The sequence below is a fragment of the Lysobacter sp. A286 genome, from assembly GCF_054052105.1.
On the sequence record NZ_JBSVRJ010000001.1, the window covers coordinates 543,299 to 559,943 of the forward strand.

At 65.5% G+C, this 16,645-nt stretch carries 17 protein-coding genes; 9 read left to right on the forward strand and 8 right to left on the reverse strand.

Features of this window, described 5'->3' with window-relative positions; translation table 11 throughout:
- The first annotated feature begins 22 nt into the window (after positions 1–22).
- Positions 23–637 (forward strand): spermidine N1-acetyltransferase, encoded by a 615-nt coding sequence (gene speG / locus ACW7G0_RS02595; RefSeq protein ID WP_456987443.1) that lies wholly within the window; start codon positions 23–25, stop codon positions 635–637.
- A gap of 8 nt (positions 638–645) precedes the next feature.
- Here speG and ACW7G0_RS02600 read toward each other — a convergent pair whose 3' ends face one another.
- The 3 genes from ACW7G0_RS02600 to ACW7G0_RS02610 form a co-directional block, all read right to left on the reverse strand.
- Positions 646–1,557, reverse strand: a complete 912-nt coding sequence (locus ACW7G0_RS02600) for a peptidylprolyl isomerase (RefSeq protein ID WP_456989433.1) — start codon at positions 1,555–1,557, stop codon at positions 646–648.
- A 119-nt stretch (positions 1,558–1,676) separates the two neighbouring features.
- Positions 1,677–2,924: a polyhydroxyalkanoate depolymerase gene (locus ACW7G0_RS02605; protein ID WP_456987444.1), complete on the reverse strand. Its 1,248-nt coding sequence runs from the start codon at positions 2,922–2,924 to the stop codon at positions 1,677–1,679.
- Between the two features lie 85 nt (positions 2,925–3,009).
- Positions 3,010–3,618: a class I SAM-dependent DNA methyltransferase gene (locus ACW7G0_RS02610; protein ID WP_456987446.1), complete on the reverse strand. Its 609-nt coding sequence runs from the start codon at positions 3,616–3,618 to the stop codon at positions 3,010–3,012.
- Between the two features lie 130 nt (positions 3,619–3,748).
- Between ACW7G0_RS02610 and ACW7G0_RS02615 the strand changes: the two genes are divergently transcribed.
- The gene (locus ACW7G0_RS02615; protein ID WP_456987448.1) at positions 3,749–4,171 is read left to right on the forward strand and encodes a CopD family protein; all 423 of its coding nucleotides are present in this window, start codon (positions 3,749–3,751) and stop codon (positions 4,169–4,171) included.
- Between the two features lie 23 nt (positions 4,172–4,194).
- Here ACW7G0_RS02615 and ACW7G0_RS02620 read toward each other — a convergent pair whose 3' ends face one another.
- Both ACW7G0_RS02620 and ACW7G0_RS02625 read right to left on the reverse strand, forming a co-directional pair.
- Entirely contained in the window at positions 4,195–5,889 is a 1,695-nt protein-coding gene (locus tag ACW7G0_RS02620; protein ID WP_456987450.1) for an alkaline phosphatase, read from the reverse strand.
- Positions 5,890–5,949: 60 nt separating this feature from the next.
- A complete protein-coding gene (locus ACW7G0_RS02625; protein WP_456987451.1) occupies positions 5,950–6,438 on the reverse strand; it encodes an NUDIX hydrolase in 489 nt (162 codons plus the stop codon).
- Between the two features lie 311 nt (positions 6,439–6,749).
- On the opposite strand from ACW7G0_RS02625, the gene ACW7G0_RS02630 reads away from it, so the two are divergent.
- The gene (locus ACW7G0_RS02630) at positions 6,750–7,241 is read left to right on the forward strand and encodes an acyl-CoA thioesterase (protein WP_456962143.1); all 492 of its coding nucleotides are present in this window, start codon (positions 6,750–6,752) and stop codon (positions 7,239–7,241) included.
- A gap of 70 nt (positions 7,242–7,311) precedes the next feature.
- Here the strand turns inward: ACW7G0_RS02630 and ACW7G0_RS02635 are convergent, their stop codons facing one another.
- Both ACW7G0_RS02635 and ACW7G0_RS02640 read right to left on the reverse strand, forming a co-directional pair.
- Entirely contained in the window at positions 7,312–7,971 is a 660-nt protein-coding gene (locus ACW7G0_RS02635) for a C40 family peptidase (RefSeq protein ID WP_456987453.1), read from the reverse strand.
- Between the two features lie 118 nt (positions 7,972–8,089).
- Entirely contained in the window at positions 8,090–8,671 is a 582-nt protein-coding gene (locus tag ACW7G0_RS02640; RefSeq protein WP_456987455.1) for a C40 family peptidase, read from the reverse strand.
- A gap of 106 nt (positions 8,672–8,777) precedes the next feature.
- On the opposite strand from ACW7G0_RS02640, the gene ACW7G0_RS02645 reads away from it, so the two are divergent.
- From ACW7G0_RS02645 to hutG, 5 genes are all read left to right on the forward strand, one after another.
- The gene (locus tag ACW7G0_RS02645; RefSeq protein ID WP_456987456.1) at positions 8,778–9,257 is read left to right on the forward strand and encodes an FKBP-type peptidyl-prolyl cis-trans isomerase; all 480 of its coding nucleotides are present in this window, start codon (positions 8,778–8,780) and stop codon (positions 9,255–9,257) included.
- Positions 9,258–9,296: 39 nt separating this feature from the next.
- A complete protein-coding gene (locus ACW7G0_RS02650) occupies positions 9,297–10,529 on the forward strand; it encodes a DUF418 domain-containing protein (RefSeq protein ID WP_456987458.1) in 1,233 nt (410 codons plus the stop codon).
- Between the two features lie 47 nt (positions 10,530–10,576).
- On the forward strand, positions 10,577–11,833 hold the full coding sequence (locus ACW7G0_RS02655) for an NAD(P)/FAD-dependent oxidoreductase (RefSeq protein WP_456987459.1): 1,257 nt from the start codon (positions 10,577–10,579) through the stop codon (positions 11,831–11,833).
- A 73-nt stretch (positions 11,834–11,906) separates the two neighbouring features.
- A complete protein-coding gene (gorA, locus tag ACW7G0_RS02660; protein ID WP_456987460.1) occupies positions 11,907–13,250 on the forward strand; it encodes a glutathione-disulfide reductase in 1,344 nt (447 codons plus the stop codon).
- A gap of 23 nt (positions 13,251–13,273) precedes the next feature.
- On the forward strand, positions 13,274–14,053 hold the full coding sequence (gene hutG, locus ACW7G0_RS02665) for an N-formylglutamate deformylase (protein ID WP_456987462.1): 780 nt from the start codon (positions 13,274–13,276) through the stop codon (positions 14,051–14,053).
- Positions 14,054–14,199: 146 nt separating this feature from the next.
- Here hutG and parE read toward each other — a convergent pair whose 3' ends face one another.
- Complete coding sequence (parE, locus tag ACW7G0_RS02670) at positions 14,200–16,119, reverse strand: DNA topoisomerase IV subunit B (RefSeq protein ID WP_456987463.1); 1,920 nt, start codon at positions 16,117–16,119, stop codon at positions 14,200–14,202.
- A gap of 223 nt (positions 16,120–16,342) precedes the next feature.
- On the opposite strand from parE, the gene ACW7G0_RS02675 reads away from it, so the two are divergent.
- Positions 16,343–16,615, forward strand: coding sequence for a hypothetical protein (locus ACW7G0_RS02675; RefSeq protein ID WP_456987465.1), 273 nt, complete (start codon positions 16,343–16,345; stop codon positions 16,613–16,615).
- The last annotated feature ends 30 nt before the right edge of the window (positions 16,616–16,645 follow it).

Sequence of the window (16,645 nt, forward strand, 5' to 3'; positions counted from 1 at the left end):
TCGACTCGTTTAGGCTTGGTCGATGGAATCCGATAAGAATCCGCGCGAAACCCCGGTGGCACCGGTCGTGACCCTGCGCCCGCTTGAGCGCAGCGACCTGCATTTCGTCCACGTCCTGAACAACAACCGCAGCGTAATGGGCTACTGGTTCGAGGAGCCCTACGAGTCGTTCGTCGAGCTGGAAGAGCTCTACCGCAAGCACATTCATGACCAGTCCGAGCGGCGCTTCATCGCCGAGCACCAGTTCACCACCGGACACGATTCCAGCGGGCAGGCAACCGAGGCCCCGGCGCACGAGCGGGTCGGCCTGGTCGAGCTGGTGGAGATCGACCACCTGCACCGCCGCGCCGAGTTCCTGATCATGATCGCCCCGGAGCACCAGGGCCGTGGCTTCGCCAAGGCCGCCACCCGCAGCGCCATCAACTACGCGTTCCGGGTGCTCAACCTGTACAAGCTGTACTTGCTGGTGGACGTCGACAACGCCGCGGCGATCCGGGTCTACGAAGGGGCAGGCTTCAAACGCGAGGGCGTGCTGGTGGATGAGTTCTTCAGCGATGGCCGCTACCGCAGCGTGATCCGGATGTGCATGTTCCAGCACGAGGTGCTGGGCAGCGAAGCCGGTCGAGATGTCGGCTGAGGTCGTGGCTACAGGGTGGCGGCAGGCGCCTGCCGGGTGGGCAGCAGCACGTTGCACAGGTCGATATGCCCGGCCGATACCTTGTACCAGTCGCCACCGCGGTTGCGGCGCGCTTCGGTGACGGCATCGAAGGTTGCGCTGTCGGTACGCAGCACCTGCAGCGCGCTGCGTGCATCTGCGGGGACCTCGCTGGCCAACTGGATCGTGTTGATCACGGTACGCCCATCCGGGTCCTCGTAGACACCCATGGGCTCCGGTCCGCGCGGGATCACCGATAGCAACTCCATGCCGTCGATCACACGCCCGACCAGGGTGATGTTGCGGTCGAGCTGGCGCGGGGACTGGCCGGTGACCACGTACAGTTCGGCGCCGGTGCTGGAGTCGGCTGCCATCCCGCGCCCGGCGCCGAGCGCGCCGTAGCAATGCGCCATCCACGCGACATTGGCCTCGGGGTCACGTGCCGCCGGGAAGTCCGCGACAAACCCTACTTGCGGCGCCCAGCCGTCAACGTCGGGCAGGACACGGAAGTCCAGACCCACCGACGAACGCTCGAACTCGGCCGGCAGCTGGGTCTTGGCGGTGCCCAGGGACTTGGCATTGGCCGCGTCCGCATCGGGATCGCCAAACTGGACCACGAAGTTGTCCTGCGAGCGGTAGATGCTGAGCCCGTCCCAGAAGCCTTCCTTCGCCAGCGTGGTGATGTTGCCGACGTGTTGCGGAGCGAACTGCGGCGCCAATTCGATCACCACCCGCCCACCAGCGACCTGCATGTACAGGGTGTTGGCCGGGTCAGGTGTGCGCCAGTGCTCCGCGGGCGAGGCGTCGAGGATGTCCTGGACCGATGGCGGTGTTGCCTGCCGCGCCGCCTCGGTGGGCTCCGGCTCCTGCGCGGTTGCTGCGAACGTGCAAGTGAGAAACAAGGCGGTCGCTAGCAGGCGTGGTTTGGGCACGGTAGTGGCTCCAGGAGTCGTTGATCCCGATTCTGGCTGAATCCCCGAGCGTCCGCCACCGGCCGGCACGGGTGATAAGAACGTGCGCCTCAGTCCGCATACCTGGCGATGAAGTCGCGTACCTGCGGGTAGACCTGCCCGCGCCAGCGGCGACCACTGAAGATGCCGTAGTGACCAGCGCCCTCAATGGTGGCGTGGTCCCGGTCGCGCTCCTTGATCCCGGTGCACAGTGCGTGCGCGGCGCGGGTCTGGCCCTGGCCGGAGATGTCATCCAGCTCGCCCTCGATGGTCAGCAGCGCGGTGTCCTTGATCGCCCCCGGGTCGACCCGCTCGCCCGCCACGTCCCACAAGCCGCGTGGCAGCAGGTGTTGCTGGAACACCACCTGGACCGTGTCCAGGTAGTACTGGGCCGGCATGTCGAGCACCGCGTTGTACTCATCGTAGAAGCGGCGGTGTGACTGGGCAGCGTCCAGGTCGCCGTTGAGCAGGTCCTGGTAGAAGTCCCAATAGGACTGCGCATGGCGCTCCGGATTCATCGCCATGAATCCACTGTGCTGCAGGAAGCCCGGGTAGACCTTGCGACCGTGGCCGGGATAGTTCCGCGGGACCTCGTGGATCAGGTTGTCCTGGAACCATGACAGCGGCTTGTGGACCGCCAGGTCGTTGACCTGGGTCGGACTCTCGCGTGGGTCGATCGGCCCGCCCATCATCACCATCGAGCGTGGGGTGGCTTCGCCGCGCGCCGCCATCAACGAGATCGCCGCCAGTACCGGCACGGTCGGTTGGCAGACGCTGATCACATGCAGGTTGTCGGCACCGATGGTGCGGATGAACTCCTCGATGTAGGCAACGTAGTCGTCCAGCCCGAACGTGCCCTCACCGGCATCCACCATGCGTGCGTCGGTCCAGTCGGTGATGTAGACCTTGTGGTCGCGCAGCAGGGTGGTGACGGTATCGCGCAACAAGGTGCTGTGATGGCCCGACAGCGGTGCGACCACCAGCACCGGCGGTTGCCCCTTCAACTCGCGGATGTTGTCCGCATCGTCGGCGTAGCGCTTGAACCGCAACAGCCGGCAGAACGGCTTGTGCAGCATTTCGCGCTCGATCACCGGGTAGGTGGTGCCGTCGATATCGACGGAATGGATGCCGAACTCGGGCTTCTCGTAGTCCTTGCCCATGCGGTACAGCAGCTCGCAGCCCGCCGCGAGCTGGCTGGCGCCGGGCAAGGATCCCGCGAAGTTGCTGGGAGTACTGAGCATTTTCGCGCTGGCATCGGCCCAATAGGTCATGGGAGCCATCCACGCGCGACCCCATTCGTGCATCTGGTAAAGCGGCATGTGAAGCCTTCGTTGGTAATGTTGCGCTGCAGCGTAGCGGATCGAGCGTGCGAAAACGTGAACCGGGGGACGCAGGTCACCTTCTTCAGGCCGGCAACTCCAGTGCGGCGGCGTCAGCGCATCGCTCCGGGCTCAGCCAAAGGTGTGAACCCAGGGCCTGCAGACCGATACGCGCGAAGCGTTTTCTATAGAAACTGGCCGGTCGTGCCTTGAAGCCATCGGTGTCACCGTCGATCCCGTCGCTGCGGGTGAAGGTTTCCAGGAAGGCGATGCCGCCGCAAAGATCGGCCAATGCCGGCAGGCCACGGTCCAGTTCACGACTTGGCAGGTAGTGCAGTACGTCGCTGCACACCAGCAGGTCGACCGGTGCGCAGGGGCGCAGGTGCTCGAAGTCGGCGAAACGTGCGTAGTGCAGGTTACGCCGCGGACCAAACCGGGTGATGGCGTACCGGCTGCTGTCAAAGCCCAGGTACTGCAGGTTCGGCCGCAACTTCAACAACGGCGCGCGCCAGCCGCCTTCACCGCAGCCGATATCGAGCACGCTGCGGATCGGGCGTTCCAGATGGTACTCAGCGGTAGCGACCGCCATGGCTACCTTGCGTGAGAGCCTTGCGGGCCCGCTGATCGCCTTGTCGCCCGAGGTGCGGTTGCGGTACCACTGGTCGAAATAGGCTTGGTCGTACTGCTTGGTCATGGGTTTTGCTGCGGCAGTGGGAGTCCAGGATGAAAGCGACGCGGTCGCATGGCCCGGTCGGCAATGCGTCGTGTCATCCTAGCCGACGACATGCCAAACACGCGCCCAACCCACCGAGGATCTCGACTGCATGAATGCCTATCTCTGGACGAAGACGTTCCACCTTGTATTCGTGATTGCCTGGATGGCAGCGGTGTTCTACCTGCCGCGGATCCTGGTCAACATCGCCGAGGCAGGGGATGAGCCGTCGGTGCGTTCCCGGCTGACCCTGATGGGCAAGCGGCTGTATCGTTTTGGCCACGTGATGTTCGGGCTGGCGGTGATCCTGGGTTTGGCGCTGTGGATGCATTTCGGGATCAGCGGCGCCTGGCTGCACGCCAAACTGCTGCTGGTGGTGGTGCTGCTGGGTTACTACATCGTCAGCGGTCGTTGGCTGAAGGGTGTGGATGCCGGCCGTCAGTTGCCCTCGTCCAGGGCATTGCGCTGGTTCAATGAAGTCCCGGTAGTGCTGTTGATCATGATCGTCTGGCTGGTGCTGGCCAAGCCGTTCTAGGCCAGCACCCGTCATTACGCGCCTCAGTCTACGGTGAGGGCGTCCGCCACCGGCAACTCCACCGGCACGCCGTCGGAGTTGCAGTGGCCGGCCTTGCACACGGCCTGGCGCAGATGCGGGGTGGACTGCAGCAGGAAGTGGAAGATGGTGTTCTGCTCCACGCTGCCACGCACCGCCGTGCTGCCGGGGCCGCTTGCCCAGATGCCGACGTCGTCGCCGCCATGGGATTCTGAGCTGGTGGGGACCAGTGCTTCCTGCATGTAGTCGGGTGCGGCGGTGTCGACGTCGGTCAGGTCCGGCCGGCCGATCGCGGCAGAATAATCCTTCGGGCCGTGCGGGAAGGTCTTGGGGCCGGCGGCCTGGCGGTCGCTGGCGCCGGTATAGCCGGGTCCGTTGGCATAGCTGAGCGTGGTGTAGGGCATGCCGCGGGCGTCTTGCGCCAGCTCCAGCTCACCGTCCTTGTCGGCTTCGCGGACCTTGCCGAGGATCGGGTTGCCGCGCGCCGGGTAGCCGACAAAGCTGAGGGTATGGGCGTGATCGGCGGTGACCATGATGAGGGTGTCATCGGTCGACGTCAGCCGGGCCGCCTCCTCGACCGCCTGGCTCATGGCAATGGTGTCGGTCAGCGCCCGGTAGGCGTTGCCGTCATGGTGGGCATGGTCGATCCGGCCTGCCTCGACCAGCAACACGTAGCCGTTGGGATTGCCGGCCAGGCGGGTGATCGCGGCGCGGGTCATTTCCGCCAGGCTCGGCTCACCAGCGGCGTCATCGGGGCGGTCGTTTTCGTATTGCATGTGGCTTGGCTCGAACAGCCCCAGCAGTGGTGCACCGGCAGGCGCGGCCGCGAACTGCGCCGCGTTCCACACGTAGGCGCCGCCAGGATGGCGCTGCTGCCAGGTGGCGATCAGGTCATGACCGTCCTCGCGTCGGCCGGACTTGTCGGGGTATTCGGGGTCCACCTGGTCCGTACGCATGAAATTGGTGCGGCCGCCGCCCATCAGCACGTCCAGGCCATTGCCGTACGGCGACTCGATCATCTGGCGAGCGATATCGATGCAGCCGGCAGCCTTCGCCTCGGTCGACATCGCGGCATCGCTCTCCCAATTGCGGCTGGCCGAATGGCTGGCCGTCGCTGCCGGGGTTGCATGGGTGGTCCGGGCGGTGGTGACCACGCCGGTAGCCATGCCGCTGGCCGCTGCCAATTCCCACAGGGTGGCCATCGGTGCCGCCAACCCGCCTGCGCAGTCGCCGAATTTGGCGGATTGGCCAATGCTGATCACCCCGGCGCGGGTCTTTACCCCGGTGGCCATCGCACTCATGGTGCCTGCCGAGTCGGGGGTTTGCTGGTCGGTGTTGTAGGTCTTGCTCAGCGCCGTGGCGGGAAAATGCTCCCAGCTCAGGCGGTTGCGTTCGCCCGGCGTGCCTTTGAGCTGGCCTTCGAGAATGCGCGCGGCGGCCACCGTTGGCAGGCTCATCCCGTCGCCGACAAACAGGATCACGTTCTTTGCCTGGCCTTCCATCGCGCCGCGCTCGGCGGCCTGGGCGGCGCCATCAAGGAACCACCAGGCGGCCGTCTCGCCCTGCGGGTGCTCGATCGACGGCACGCTGACCTGGAGGATGGCGTCGGCGACAGAAGTGCGCGTGGGTGAGGTAGTCGCGCAGGCGGCGACGAGCAGGGTAGGAGCCAGGACGAGGCAGGCACTGCGCAGTGTGGACATCGGTAGGACCCTTGATCGGAATGCTCCGATTATGCCGGGTAACCATTGCACCGACGCGACCTACGCTCGCGAGTATCGCCACGAGACCATGGCGCCGTCCTGATAGGGCATCACGCCGTGGAACGCGAGTGGGTTGCCGTCGAAGATCAGTGGCAGGAACTCGCGGTCGCCTTCCCACATTGGAAGTTCGTGCAGGCGTTCAACCGGCACCCACTCCAGGGATCCCTCGACGTTGCTGGTGAACGGCGTGCCGGTGAACCGGGTGATCAGGAACACGAAGCCGAACCAGTCCTCGCCATTGGGGCCGAAACCGGGCCAGCTGATGGTCCCGCGCAGGCTGAGCTGGTCGCACTCGATGCCGGCCTCCTCGAAAATCTCCCGACGCATGCCGGCGACCACGTCCTCGTCGGCTTCAAGCTTGCCGCCCAGTCCGTTGTATTTGCCCAGGTGCTGGTCGTCGGCGCGCGCGTTTCGGTGGACCAACAGCACTTCGCGGCCGTCGGGCGACAACACGTAGCCGAGGGTGGCAACGATGGGGCAATAGGGCATCAGTCGGCCGCCTTGCGTTGTTCGGCCCGGGTCGCGCCCGCCGCACGCCGGATCGTGGCCAGCGGACCGGCGTGATCCGCGTGGGCATGGCTATGCAGGAAGTTCGACATGTGGGAAGTGGCCGTTGGGCACGACAGTGTCGGCGATCGTGCCCGCCGCGGCCAGATCGCAGCGCACGAAACCGGTGTTTGATCGGATGTGCGCATAATCAGCAATGGAAAGCATGCAACAAGGGAGAGGCAGATGACGGCATTCGTCCACGGCGGCTCCGCCGGTGCCATCCGGTTCGACGCTACTCGCTGGTTGCCGGCATGAAGGGCCAGCAACGCGAGTTGACGATGCGCTTCCTCGCCGAGCCGGCCGACGTCAACTACGGCGGCAAGGTCCATGGCGGGGTGGTGATGAAGTGGATCGACCAGGCCGGCTATGCCGCGGCGGTCGGCTGGAGCGGTACCTACAGCGTGACCGTGGCGGTCGGCGGGATCCGGTTCGTGGCCCCGATCCGGATCAGCGACCTGGTCACGGTGCGCACCCAACTGGTCCATACCGGCACCAGCAGCATGCACTTCGCGGTCGAGGTCAGCGCGCGCGACCCGATGGGCGGCGAGCCGCGCCTGTGCACCCATTGCGTGATCGTGTTCGTCGCGCTCGATGGCGTCGAGGGCAAGCCGTCCCGGGTGCCGGACTGGACGCCGGCCGGCGAGCACGACCGCAAGCTGGCCGAGTATGCGATGCAGGTGATGGAGTTGAGCAAGGGGATCGAGCAGACGGTCGAACGCTACCGGTTGGCCGGGGAACCGTAGGAGCGCGCTCCGGATACGACAAAGCCGCCCGAGGGGCGGCCTTCGCTTGCGACCAGATGGCTGGACGAACTCAGATCCCGGCGACCCGGCGTGCCTGCAGGTACTTGCCGCTCCAGTAGCCGCTGTCGAGGTCGGACACCATCACGTCCTTGCCGGTGCTTGGCGCGTGTACGAAGCGTCCTTCGCCGAGGTAGATGCCGACGTGGTCGACCCTGCCGCGACGGCCGAAAAACACCAGGTCGCCTTCGGCCAATTCGGATTTATCGGTGACCGGCTCGCCAGCATTGGCTTGTTCGCGCGAGACTCGCGGCAGGTCGATACCCAATGCGTTCTGGAACACGTAACTGACCAGTCCGCTGCAATCGAACCCCTTGTCGGGCGAGGTGCCGCCCCAACGGTACGGGGTGCCCAACAGGGTCAGGGTGCGTTGCAGGAGGGTTTTGGCCTCTCGGTCGGGCGGGGTGTAATCGGCAGCGGCGGCGGCGGTCTTGCCCGATGCCAGCATGCCGCTGATATCCCCGGCCAGGCTGAGTGCGCGATCAGGCAAGGTCATCGCGTCGGGCATCAACACCGGCATCTCGATGGATCCAGGCCCCGGCGCCGCTTCGGTGGCGAACGCGGGCATCATCGCAACGGACAACATGCAGCCCAGCAGGAAGCGGTAGCGGGCGGATGCGCGGCGTGAAGAGGTGCAAGCGGTACGGCCTTGGCCGTGGATCTGAATTGTCACGCGGTCATCACTTTGTGATCCAACGAGGGATGATGCACATGAAAACGGCGTGATGGGTTTAGATGTCGTTAAAAATTTGTGAATAAGAAGCAACGCAGTTCACGTTTTTACCGACCGGTCAGCGAACCACCCGTTTTGCGCCGCTGTAATGGTCGCGCCAGTAGTAACCGTCCAGATGGTCCAGCCGCACCGTGCCGCCGTTGCTGGGTGCGTGCACGAAACGACCGTTTCCCACGTAGATGCCGACGTGACTGACGTGACCGCCGCTGCCGAAAAAAACCAGGTCTCCGGCCGTCAGTTGTTTGGGTTTGATGCGTGGGCCCTGATAGGCGGCCAGCGCGCTGGAAGTGCGCGGCAGGTCGATCTGCAACATGTCCTGGTAGACATAGTTGACCAGCCCGCTGCAGTCGAAGCCCGACTGCGGAGTATTGCCGCCCCATTTATATGGCGTGCCCACCAGGCTGATCGCGCGCATCAATACCGCGTTGGAGGCCGCAGGATTGGCCGGGGCTACTACCGTCCAATCGTGCGAACTGGGTGGTGGCGCAGTGCTGCGAACGCTCTGTTCGCCCCCGCCGCAACTGGCCAGCAACACCCCGGCAAGCGACAGTAAAAGCAACCGTGTCCATTGCGCTGGCAGGCTTTGCGCTGGCGCAAGGGCGGTGATCCCGGGATAATACGCGGCTTTCGTCATCCTCATAGCTTCGCTGCTGGCGCGGATGGCGGCAACCATCCGCCGCGGCCAGGCATCTGGTGCCATCCGCGCTGCGATGCATCCCTACCGTCCCGCCCATCTGAGTCGTGCCATGAAAATCGAGAAAGATCGCGTTGTCAGCTTCCACTATTCCGTCGCCGAGCAAGGCAAGGAATCCCTCGAGAGTTCGGAAGGGCGCGAGCCGCTGATGATCCTGGTCGGCCACGGCAATATCATTCCCGGCCTGGAGCAGGCGATGGAAGGCCACGAAGCCGGCGAGAAGTTCACCGCCGACGTGGTCGCCGCACAGGCCTACGGCGAGGCCCAGCCCGGGTTGACCCAGCGCGTGCCGAAAAAGTATTTCAAGAACACCCGCCTGGCACCGGGGATGCAGGTCGCGCTGCAGACCAAGTTCGGTCCGCGCCCGGTGACGGTGCAGAAGGTCGGCATGAGCGTGGTCGACGTCGACCTCAACCATCCCATGGCCGGCAAGGACCTGAGCTTCGATATCGAGATCGTCGATGTTCGCGAGGCCAGCGCCGAGGAAATCGACCACGGTCACGTCCACGGCGACGGCGGTCACCAGCACTGACCGCAGCATCGGCTGGCCGCCTGGCCCCGGAGTAGCGTCATGATTTCCACCGTGTTGGCGCCAATGGCGCCGTCGGAACGGATCGACAGCCTGGACGTGTTGCGCGGGCTGGCGCTGCTCGGCATTGCGTTGATGAATGTCGAGTATTTCACTGCGCCGCTGGCGGGGATGGAGCAAGGCATCGGTCCCGGGCAGCGCGGGTTGGACTGGCTGGCGGATGCGTTTGTCTACGTGTTCGTGCGTGGCAAGTTCTGGACCCTGTTCTCGCTGCTGTTCGGGATGGGGTTCGCGATCATGCTCGATCGTGCGCAGTCCGCAGGCCGCAGTTTCGCGCCGTTGTATCTGCGACGGACGTTCGGCCTGCTGTTGATCGGCCTGGCCCACGCGTGGTTGATCTGGGCCGGCGACATCCTGGTGTCGTACGCGGTGACGGCGGTGGCACTGCTGTTGTTCCGGCACACCGCGACCGACGATTTGTGGAAGTGGGGCGCCGGCCTGTGGGCGGTACTGGTGGGAGTGATGTTGCTGGGCGGGGCGACGATGATGCTCGACGGTGACGTCGCCTCCGGCCCGGATGCCGTCCAGGGCGCGGTAGCGGTGGCAGCCCTGCGCGACGCCGAGGTTGCCGCGTACTCCGCCGGCAGTTACGCCGACGCAATCGCGGTGCGATGGCGTTATTTCGCCCATGTGCTCGGCCTCAACGTATTCCTGGTCCCGCTGGTATTGGGCATGTTCCTGCTGGGCGCCTGGTTGGTGCGCAGTGGCGCGATCGGGCGGCCGCAGGCCCATCGCCGGTTATGGGTGTCGTTGGCCTGGTTCGGTGGCCTGGCCGGCCTGGCGCTCACCGCGGCCAGTCTCGCAATCGATAGTGACCCTGGTGGGGCCCGGCCCAGTGGCGAGCAGGTGGTGGCGATGACATTGCATATGGCCGGTGCGCCGTTGATGTCGCTGGCGTATGTGGCGGTGGTGGTGCTGGCATTGCATCGCGCGACATGGCTGCGCGTGTTCGCGCCGGCCGGGCGGATGGCGTTGACCCAGTACCTGGCGCAATCGGTCATCGGCACGCTGGTGTTCTACGGGTATGGGTTGGGGCTGTGGGGCGAGGTTTCGCGGGCGTGGCAAGTACTTGGCGTGTTGCTTGTATTCGGCGCGCAACTGCTGGCCAGCAGCTGGTGGCTGGGGCGGTTCCGCTACGGTCCGCTGGAATGGCTGTGGCGTGCCTTCAGCTATTGGCAGTGGCCACCGATGCGGCGTTCGATAGGCGTTCAATAGATCCCGCGGCGGTCTCCGGTGATGGATTGACCGCGTAAACTGGCGTCATGGAGCATCACGAAGACGTGGTCGTGGTCGGTGCCGGAGTGATCGGCCTGGCCTCGGCGCTGGCCCTGCTTGAAGCGGGGCGCGGCGTGCGCGTGATCGAAGCCGGGCAGATCGGTAGCGGCAGCTCGCACGGCAACTGCGGCACCATCACTCCCAGCCATGCGCCACCGCTCGCCGCGCCGGGAATGGTGCGCACGGCGTTGGCGATGATGCTGCGTCCCGATGCCCCGCTATACATCCGTCCGCGCGTGGATACGGCGCTGTGGCGCTGGCTGTGGCGCTTCGCCGGGCGTTGCAACCGGGACGACTGGGAAGCCAGCGCACGGTCCAAGTCCTCGCTGTTGAACGACTCCCGGGCGCGCCTGGTGCAGTGGGTGGAGGGCTACTCGATGGCCTGCGAGTTCGCCCAGTCCGGTGAGGACTATGTCTATCGAAACGCGCAGTCGTTCGAGGACGGTCAGAAGGAGCTGGGCTTTTTGCGGGAGCTGGGTGTGGCGGTGGAGGTATTTGCCGGCCCGGATTACCAGACCATGGAGCCGGCGGTGAAACCCGGTGTCGCCGGCGCGATCCGGTTCTCCGGCGACGCGGTGTTGCGGCCGGACCGTTACGTGGACGAGCTGGCGCGCGTGGTTCGCGAGCATGGCGGGATAATCGACGAACACTGTGCGTTGCTGTCGCTGGAAGAAGGTCGCGACGGCCTGGCCGTGCACACCGGCCAGGGAATCGTGCACGCCCGGGAGGTGGTGATCGCCACCGGCGCCTGGTCACCGCGATTGGCGCAGGCGATTGGAACCGCGTGGCTGGGCGCGGCGATGCAACCGGGCAAGGGCTACTCGATCACCTACTCGTCGCCGACACTGGTGCCCAGGCGGCCGTTGGTGCTGCGCGAGCGCTCGGTCTGCGTGACTACGTGGGAGAGTGGCTTCCGGCTCGGCAGCACGATGGAGTTCAGCGGTTTCGACGACAGCCTCAACCCGTCCCGTTTGGCGGCGCTGGAGCGCGGCGCTGGCGAGTACCTGCGCGAGCCCGTTGGTGCCCAGGTGCGTGAGCGCTGGTGTGGCTGGCGGCCAATGAGCTGCGACGACATCCCGATCATCGGTCGCGCACCCGGCCATCGACGGCTGTGGCTGGCGACCGGCCACGGCATGATGGGGGTCAGCATGAGTGCCGGGACCGGGCAGCTGGTTGCCGATTTGATGACCGGGCGCGCGCCGGCCGTCGATCCCACGCCATTTGTACCCGACCGGTTCGTGTAGCGGGCCGATCGGGCTGACACTGGCCTGACATCCGCCGCGGCAAGATGGCGAGGCCATCCAGAAGGAGTGATCCATGCAACAAGACTTCGACCTGATCGTGATCGGTGGCGGCTCGGGTGGCCTGGCCGGCGCATTTCGCGCCGCCGAGCACGGTGCCAGCGTGGCATTGCTGGAGCCCGGCCCGCTGGGCGGGACCTGTGTCAACGCCGGCTGCGTCCCCAAGAAGGCAATGTGGCTGGCGGCCGACGTCGCCCAGAAGCTGGTGACTGCCAAGGCGCTGGGCTTTGCAGTGAAGGACTGCGCGCTCGACTGGCCGACTTTCATTGCCCATCGCCAACGCTATATCAGCAACATCCACGAGAGCTACCGCACGCGACTGGACAAAGCCGGCATCGCCGCGTTGCCGGTCCGCGCCCGCTTGCGGGACGCCAACACCGTGCAGTGCGACGACGGCGTGGTCCTGCGTGCGCAACGGCTGCTCATCGCCACCGGCGGCCATGCCCGCAAGCTTGATATCCCCTGCGCCGAGCTGGGCGGCACGTCGGATGATTTCTTTCACTGGTGCGCGCCGCCGTCGCAGGTGGCGCTGGTCGGCGGTGGTTACGTCGCGATCGAACTGGCGGGTGTGTTGCAAGCGCTGGGCAGCAAGGTCGAGCTGTTTGTCCGTGGCTCGCGATTGATCCAGAGCTTTGACCAGGAGCTGTCCACGCAGTTGGCCGAGGATTACCGCCAGGCCGGCATCCACCTGCATTTCAACTGCGAGGTGACGGCGCTGGAAAAGACCGGTGAGGGCATCCGCGTCCGTGGTCAAGGCGCAAGCCACGAGGGTTTCGATCAAGTGCTGTTTGCCACCGGGCGCTGGCCCAATACCGAGGCGCTGGGGCTGGATGCGGCCGGGGTCGCCATCGATGAGCGTGGCCACATCGTCGTTGACGAGCGTCATGCGACGTCGGCGACCAGCGTCTTCGCGGTCGGCGACGTCACCGCCAACCTCCCACTGACGCCGGTCGCAATCGCCGCCGCGCGGCGGCTGATGGATCGGCTGTATGCCGACCAGGATGCGCCCTTGGACCAGGACGATATCCCCACGGTGGTATTCAGCCATCCGCCGATTGGCAAGGTCGGGCTGACCGAGGCGAGGGCGCGGGAGAAGTACGGCGACGAGGTGTATGTCGCCCGCGCCAGCTTCAGGCCGATGTTGCAGGCACTGGTCGACGCGCCGCAGCGCAGCGTGTTCAAGCTGGTCTGCGTGGGCGACGAGCGGCGGGTGGTCGGCATTCACCTGCTGGGCGAGGCGGCCGACGAGATCCTGCAAGGGTTCGCGGTGGCGCTCAAGCGCGGTATCACCCTGGCCGACCTGCGCGACACCGTCGCCATCCATCCGACCAGCGCCGAAGAAGTCGTGCTGATGGGTTGAGCAAGACCCAATACACTACGACCATGGATATTTTCGAACTCCACCGGGGCAGTGCGCCTTTGCTGGTGAGCCTGCCCCACGATGGCAGTGCGATCCCGGACTCGCTGGCCGCGGCGATGACACCGGAGGCCAGAAGCGCCCCCGATACCGATTGGCATGTGTCGCGCCTGTACGCGTTTGCACGCGAGTTGGGTGCATCGGTACTGGTGCCCAGGTACTCCCGCTACGTGGTCGATCTCAATCGGCCGGCCGATGACACCTCGCTGTATCCGGGACAAAACACCACTGGCCTGTGCCCGACGACTCGCTTCAATGGCGAGCCGGTGTACCTGCCCGGGCAGGAGCCCACGGCCGCCGGGGTTGCTGCGCGGGTCGAGGAGTACTGGCAGCCATACCATGCCGCGTTGGCTGGCGAACTCAAGCGGATCCGCGACGAGCATGGCCGTGCACTGCTGTGGGAGGGCCACTCGATCCGGGGCAGCGAATTGCCGTTCCTGTTCGAAGGACGACTCCCCGACCTCAACCTCGGCACCGCGACGGGCACCAGTTGCTCGCCGCTGCAGCAGGCGCAACTGGAAGCGGTGCTTGCCGGACAGGATGAGTACGACTGGGTTGCCAACGGGCGCTTCAAGGGCGGTCACATCACCCGTTACTACGGCGACCCCGCTCGCGGGATCGACGCGGTGCAGCTGGAGATCAGCCAGCGCTGCTACATGGACGAGGAGTCGCGGGAGTACCAGGAAGACAAGGCGACGCGGTTGCAGATCGTTTTGCGCCGGCTCCTTGAGGCCGCCCTTGGTTGACGGGTGGTGTATTACGCCGTTGGCTAATACACCCTACGTTCCGATTGCTTCGGTTGCCGGGGAATCGTAGGGCGCAATAAGCAAAGCGCATTGCGCCGCACGCACGAGCCGAACGAACCAACCAATCCCGTCGGCCCGCGTTGCCGTCACACCTCGAGTGTCGCCAGGTCGCCCTTGTCTTCCAGCCACGCCTTGCGGTCGCCGGCACGTTTGCGGGCCAGCAGCATGTCCATCAGCGCGTGGGTCGCCTGCGCATCATCGACGGTCAATTGCACCAATCGGCGGGTGTCGGGGTGGACGGTCGATTCGCGCAACTGCGACGGGTTCATTTCGCCCAGGCCCTTGAAGCGAGTGACGTGGACGGCGCCCGACGAGCCCTTCTTGCGTTGCGCTTTCTCGCGTTCGATCTTCTCCAGCAGGATCCGCTTTTCCTCCTCGTCCAAGGCGTAGAACACCTGCTTGCCGAGGTCGATCCGGAACAACGGCGGCATCGCCACGAACACATGACCGGCGGCTACCAGGGCGGGAAAGTGCTGCAGGAACAAGGCGCACAGCAGGGTCGCGATGTGCAGGCCGTCGGAGTCCGCGTCGGCCAGGATGATGACCTTGCCGTAACGCAGGCCGGTGATGTCGTCCTTGCCGGGGTCGCAGCCGATCGCGACCGCCAGGTCGTGGACTTCCTGCGAGGCCAGCACGCTGCCCGAGGCGACCTCCCAGGTGTTCAGGATCTTGCCGCGCAACGGCAGGATCGCCTGGAAATCCTTGTCGCGGGCCTGCCGGGCGCTGCCACCTGCCGAGTCGCCCTCGACCAGGAACAGCTCGGTGCGCGACAGGTCCTGGCTGATGCAATCGGCCAGCTTCCCGGGCAAAGCCGGTCCCTGGGTGACCTTCTTGCGGGTGATCTGCTTTTCCGTTTTCAGCCGTGCGCTGGCACGCTCGATTGCCAGCTGGGCGATCTTCTCGCCCAGTTCGACGTTCTGGTTCAGCCACAGGGTGAAGGCGTCCTGCGCGGCGGCTTCCACGAAGCCGGCTGCCTGGCGCGAGCTCAGTCGTTCCTTGGTCTGGCCACTGAACTGCGGGTCCAGCAATTTGATGCTGAGCACGAAGGCGACCCGGTCCCATACATCCTCTGGCGCCAGCTTGACGCCGCGGGGGAGCAGGCTGCGGATATCGCAGAACGCGCGCAATGCATCGGTGAACCCGCTGCGCAGGCCATTGACATGGGTGCCGTGCTGCGCGGTCGGGATCAGGTTGACGTAACTTTCCTGTACCAGTTCGCCATCCGGTGCCCAGGCCACTGCCCAGTCCGCGGTCTCGGTGTCCTTGCTGGAGCTGCCAAGGAACAATTCGGGCGGTAGCAGCTCGCGCTTGGGCTGGTCGGCGCTCAACTCGTCGAGCAGGTAGTCGCTCAGACCGTCCCGGTAATGCCATTCGACGTTCTCGCCGCTGGCAACGTCATTCAGCCTTACCGTCAAGCCGGGGCACAGCACCGCCTTGGCCCGCAGCAGGTGCTTCAATGAGCGCAGGTTGAACTTGGACGTGTCGAAGTACTTCGGGTCGGGCCAGAAATGCAGCCGGGTGCCGGTGTTCTTCCTGCCGACACTGCCGACCACTTCCAGCGGTGAGGCGCGGTCGCCATCGGCGAAACTGATCCGGTACTCGTTGCCACCGCGCTTGATATACAGATCCAGCCGGGTCGACAACGCGTTGACCACGCTGACGCCGACGCCGTGCAAGCCGCCGGAGAACGCATAGTTCTTGTGGTTGAATTTTCCGCCCGCGTGCAGCCGGGTCATGATCAACTCGACGCCGGGGATACCTTCCTCCGGGTGGATATCGACCGGCATGCCGCGCCCGTCATCGCTGATCTCGCAGCTGCCGTCGGCATGCATGACCACCTCGACGGTCTTCGCGTGACCGCCCAGCGCTTCGTCGACCGCATTGTCGATCACCTCCTGCGCCAGGTGGTTCGGGCGGGTGGTGTCGGTGTACATGCCCGGGCGACGTCGGACGGGGTCCAGGCCGGAAAGGACTTCGATATCAGCGGCGTTGTAACTGTTGTTCATCAAGTGGTCGATTGCGCGCAGCGGGCGGGAAAGAGAAATGGGTGAAAGCTCGCCAGAATGCGTGGCACCACCCGTAATGGTCAAGGTGAGGGTGCATCGGGACATCCCGGTCGCGGTCAATTCCGGCGTGTTCAGGCAAGGGCATGGCGTCAGGCGGTAGGGTCGCCAAGTCGCGTGGGGGAGCGGCAACGCATCCCACAACCCGCTCACGGAGAACCTACTGATGAATATTCGCAAGCTCCTGTTGCCGATGGCGATCGCAGCGTTGATCGCAGCCCCTGCCGCCTTCGCCCAGAGTACCGACGCCGATGCTCAGGCCGCAGCCGCTGCCGCGCAGGCCACCAACTCGGCGGCAGATGCCTCCAAGCCGGCCAAGGCTGTGGAGAAGGCGAGCACCGATGCCAATGCCGCGGAAAACACCGACGCGGACGCCAAGGCTGAGCAGAAGTACGAAGACCAGCCGGTGGAACCGGAAGAGGAAGACTGGCGCAGCTGACGGGCGATCAGCGTGTTCCGGACGCCCCGC

What these genes read in the sequence shown, in the direction of transcription:
- speG (WP_456987443.1), top strand. Translation starts at nt 23, where the DNA reads ATGGAATCCGATAAGAATCCGCGCGAAACCCCGGTGGCACCGGTCGTG.
- ACW7G0_RS02605 (WP_456987444.1), bottom strand. Translation starts at nt 2,924, where the DNA reads ATGCCGCTTTACCAGATGCACGAATGGGGTCGCGCGTGGATGGCTCCC.
- ACW7G0_RS02610 (WP_456987446.1), bottom strand. Translation starts at nt 3,618, where the DNA reads ATGACCAAGCAGTACGACCAAGCCTATTTCGACCAGTGGTACCGCAAC.
- ACW7G0_RS02615 (WP_456987448.1), top strand. Translation starts at nt 3,749, where the DNA reads ATGAATGCCTATCTCTGGACGAAGACGTTCCACCTTGTATTCGTGATT.
- ACW7G0_RS02620 (WP_456987450.1), bottom strand. Translation starts at nt 5,889, where the DNA reads ATGTCCACACTGCGCAGTGCCTGCCTCGTCCTGGCTCCTACCCTGCTC.
- ACW7G0_RS02625 (WP_456987451.1), bottom strand. Translation starts at nt 6,438, where the DNA reads ATGCCCTATTGCCCCATCGTTGCCACCCTCGGCTACGTGTTGTCGCCC.
- ACW7G0_RS02630 (WP_456962143.1), top strand. Translation starts at nt 6,750, where the DNA reads ATGAAGGGCCAGCAACGCGAGTTGACGATGCGCTTCCTCGCCGAGCCG.
- ACW7G0_RS02640 (WP_456987455.1), bottom strand. Translation starts at nt 8,671, where the DNA reads ATGAGGATGACGAAAGCCGCGTATTATCCCGGGATCACCGCCCTTGCG.
- ACW7G0_RS02645 (WP_456987456.1), top strand. Translation starts at nt 8,778, where the DNA reads ATGAAAATCGAGAAAGATCGCGTTGTCAGCTTCCACTATTCCGTCGCC.
- ACW7G0_RS02650 (WP_456987458.1), top strand. Translation starts at nt 9,297, where the DNA reads ATGATTTCCACCGTGTTGGCGCCAATGGCGCCGTCGGAACGGATCGAC.
- ACW7G0_RS02655 (WP_456987459.1), top strand. Translation starts at nt 10,577, where the DNA reads ATGGAGCATCACGAAGACGTGGTCGTGGTCGGTGCCGGAGTGATCGGC.
- gorA (WP_456987460.1), top strand. Translation starts at nt 11,907, where the DNA reads ATGCAACAAGACTTCGACCTGATCGTGATCGGTGGCGGCTCGGGTGGC.
- hutG (WP_456987462.1), top strand. Translation starts at nt 13,274, where the DNA reads ATGGATATTTTCGAACTCCACCGGGGCAGTGCGCCTTTGCTGGTGAGC.
- parE (WP_456987463.1), bottom strand. Translation starts at nt 16,119, where the DNA reads ATGAACAACAGTTACAACGCCGCTGATATCGAAGTCCTTTCCGGCCTG.
- ACW7G0_RS02675 (WP_456987465.1), top strand. Translation starts at nt 16,343, where the DNA reads ATGAATATTCGCAAGCTCCTGTTGCCGATGGCGATCGCAGCGTTGATC.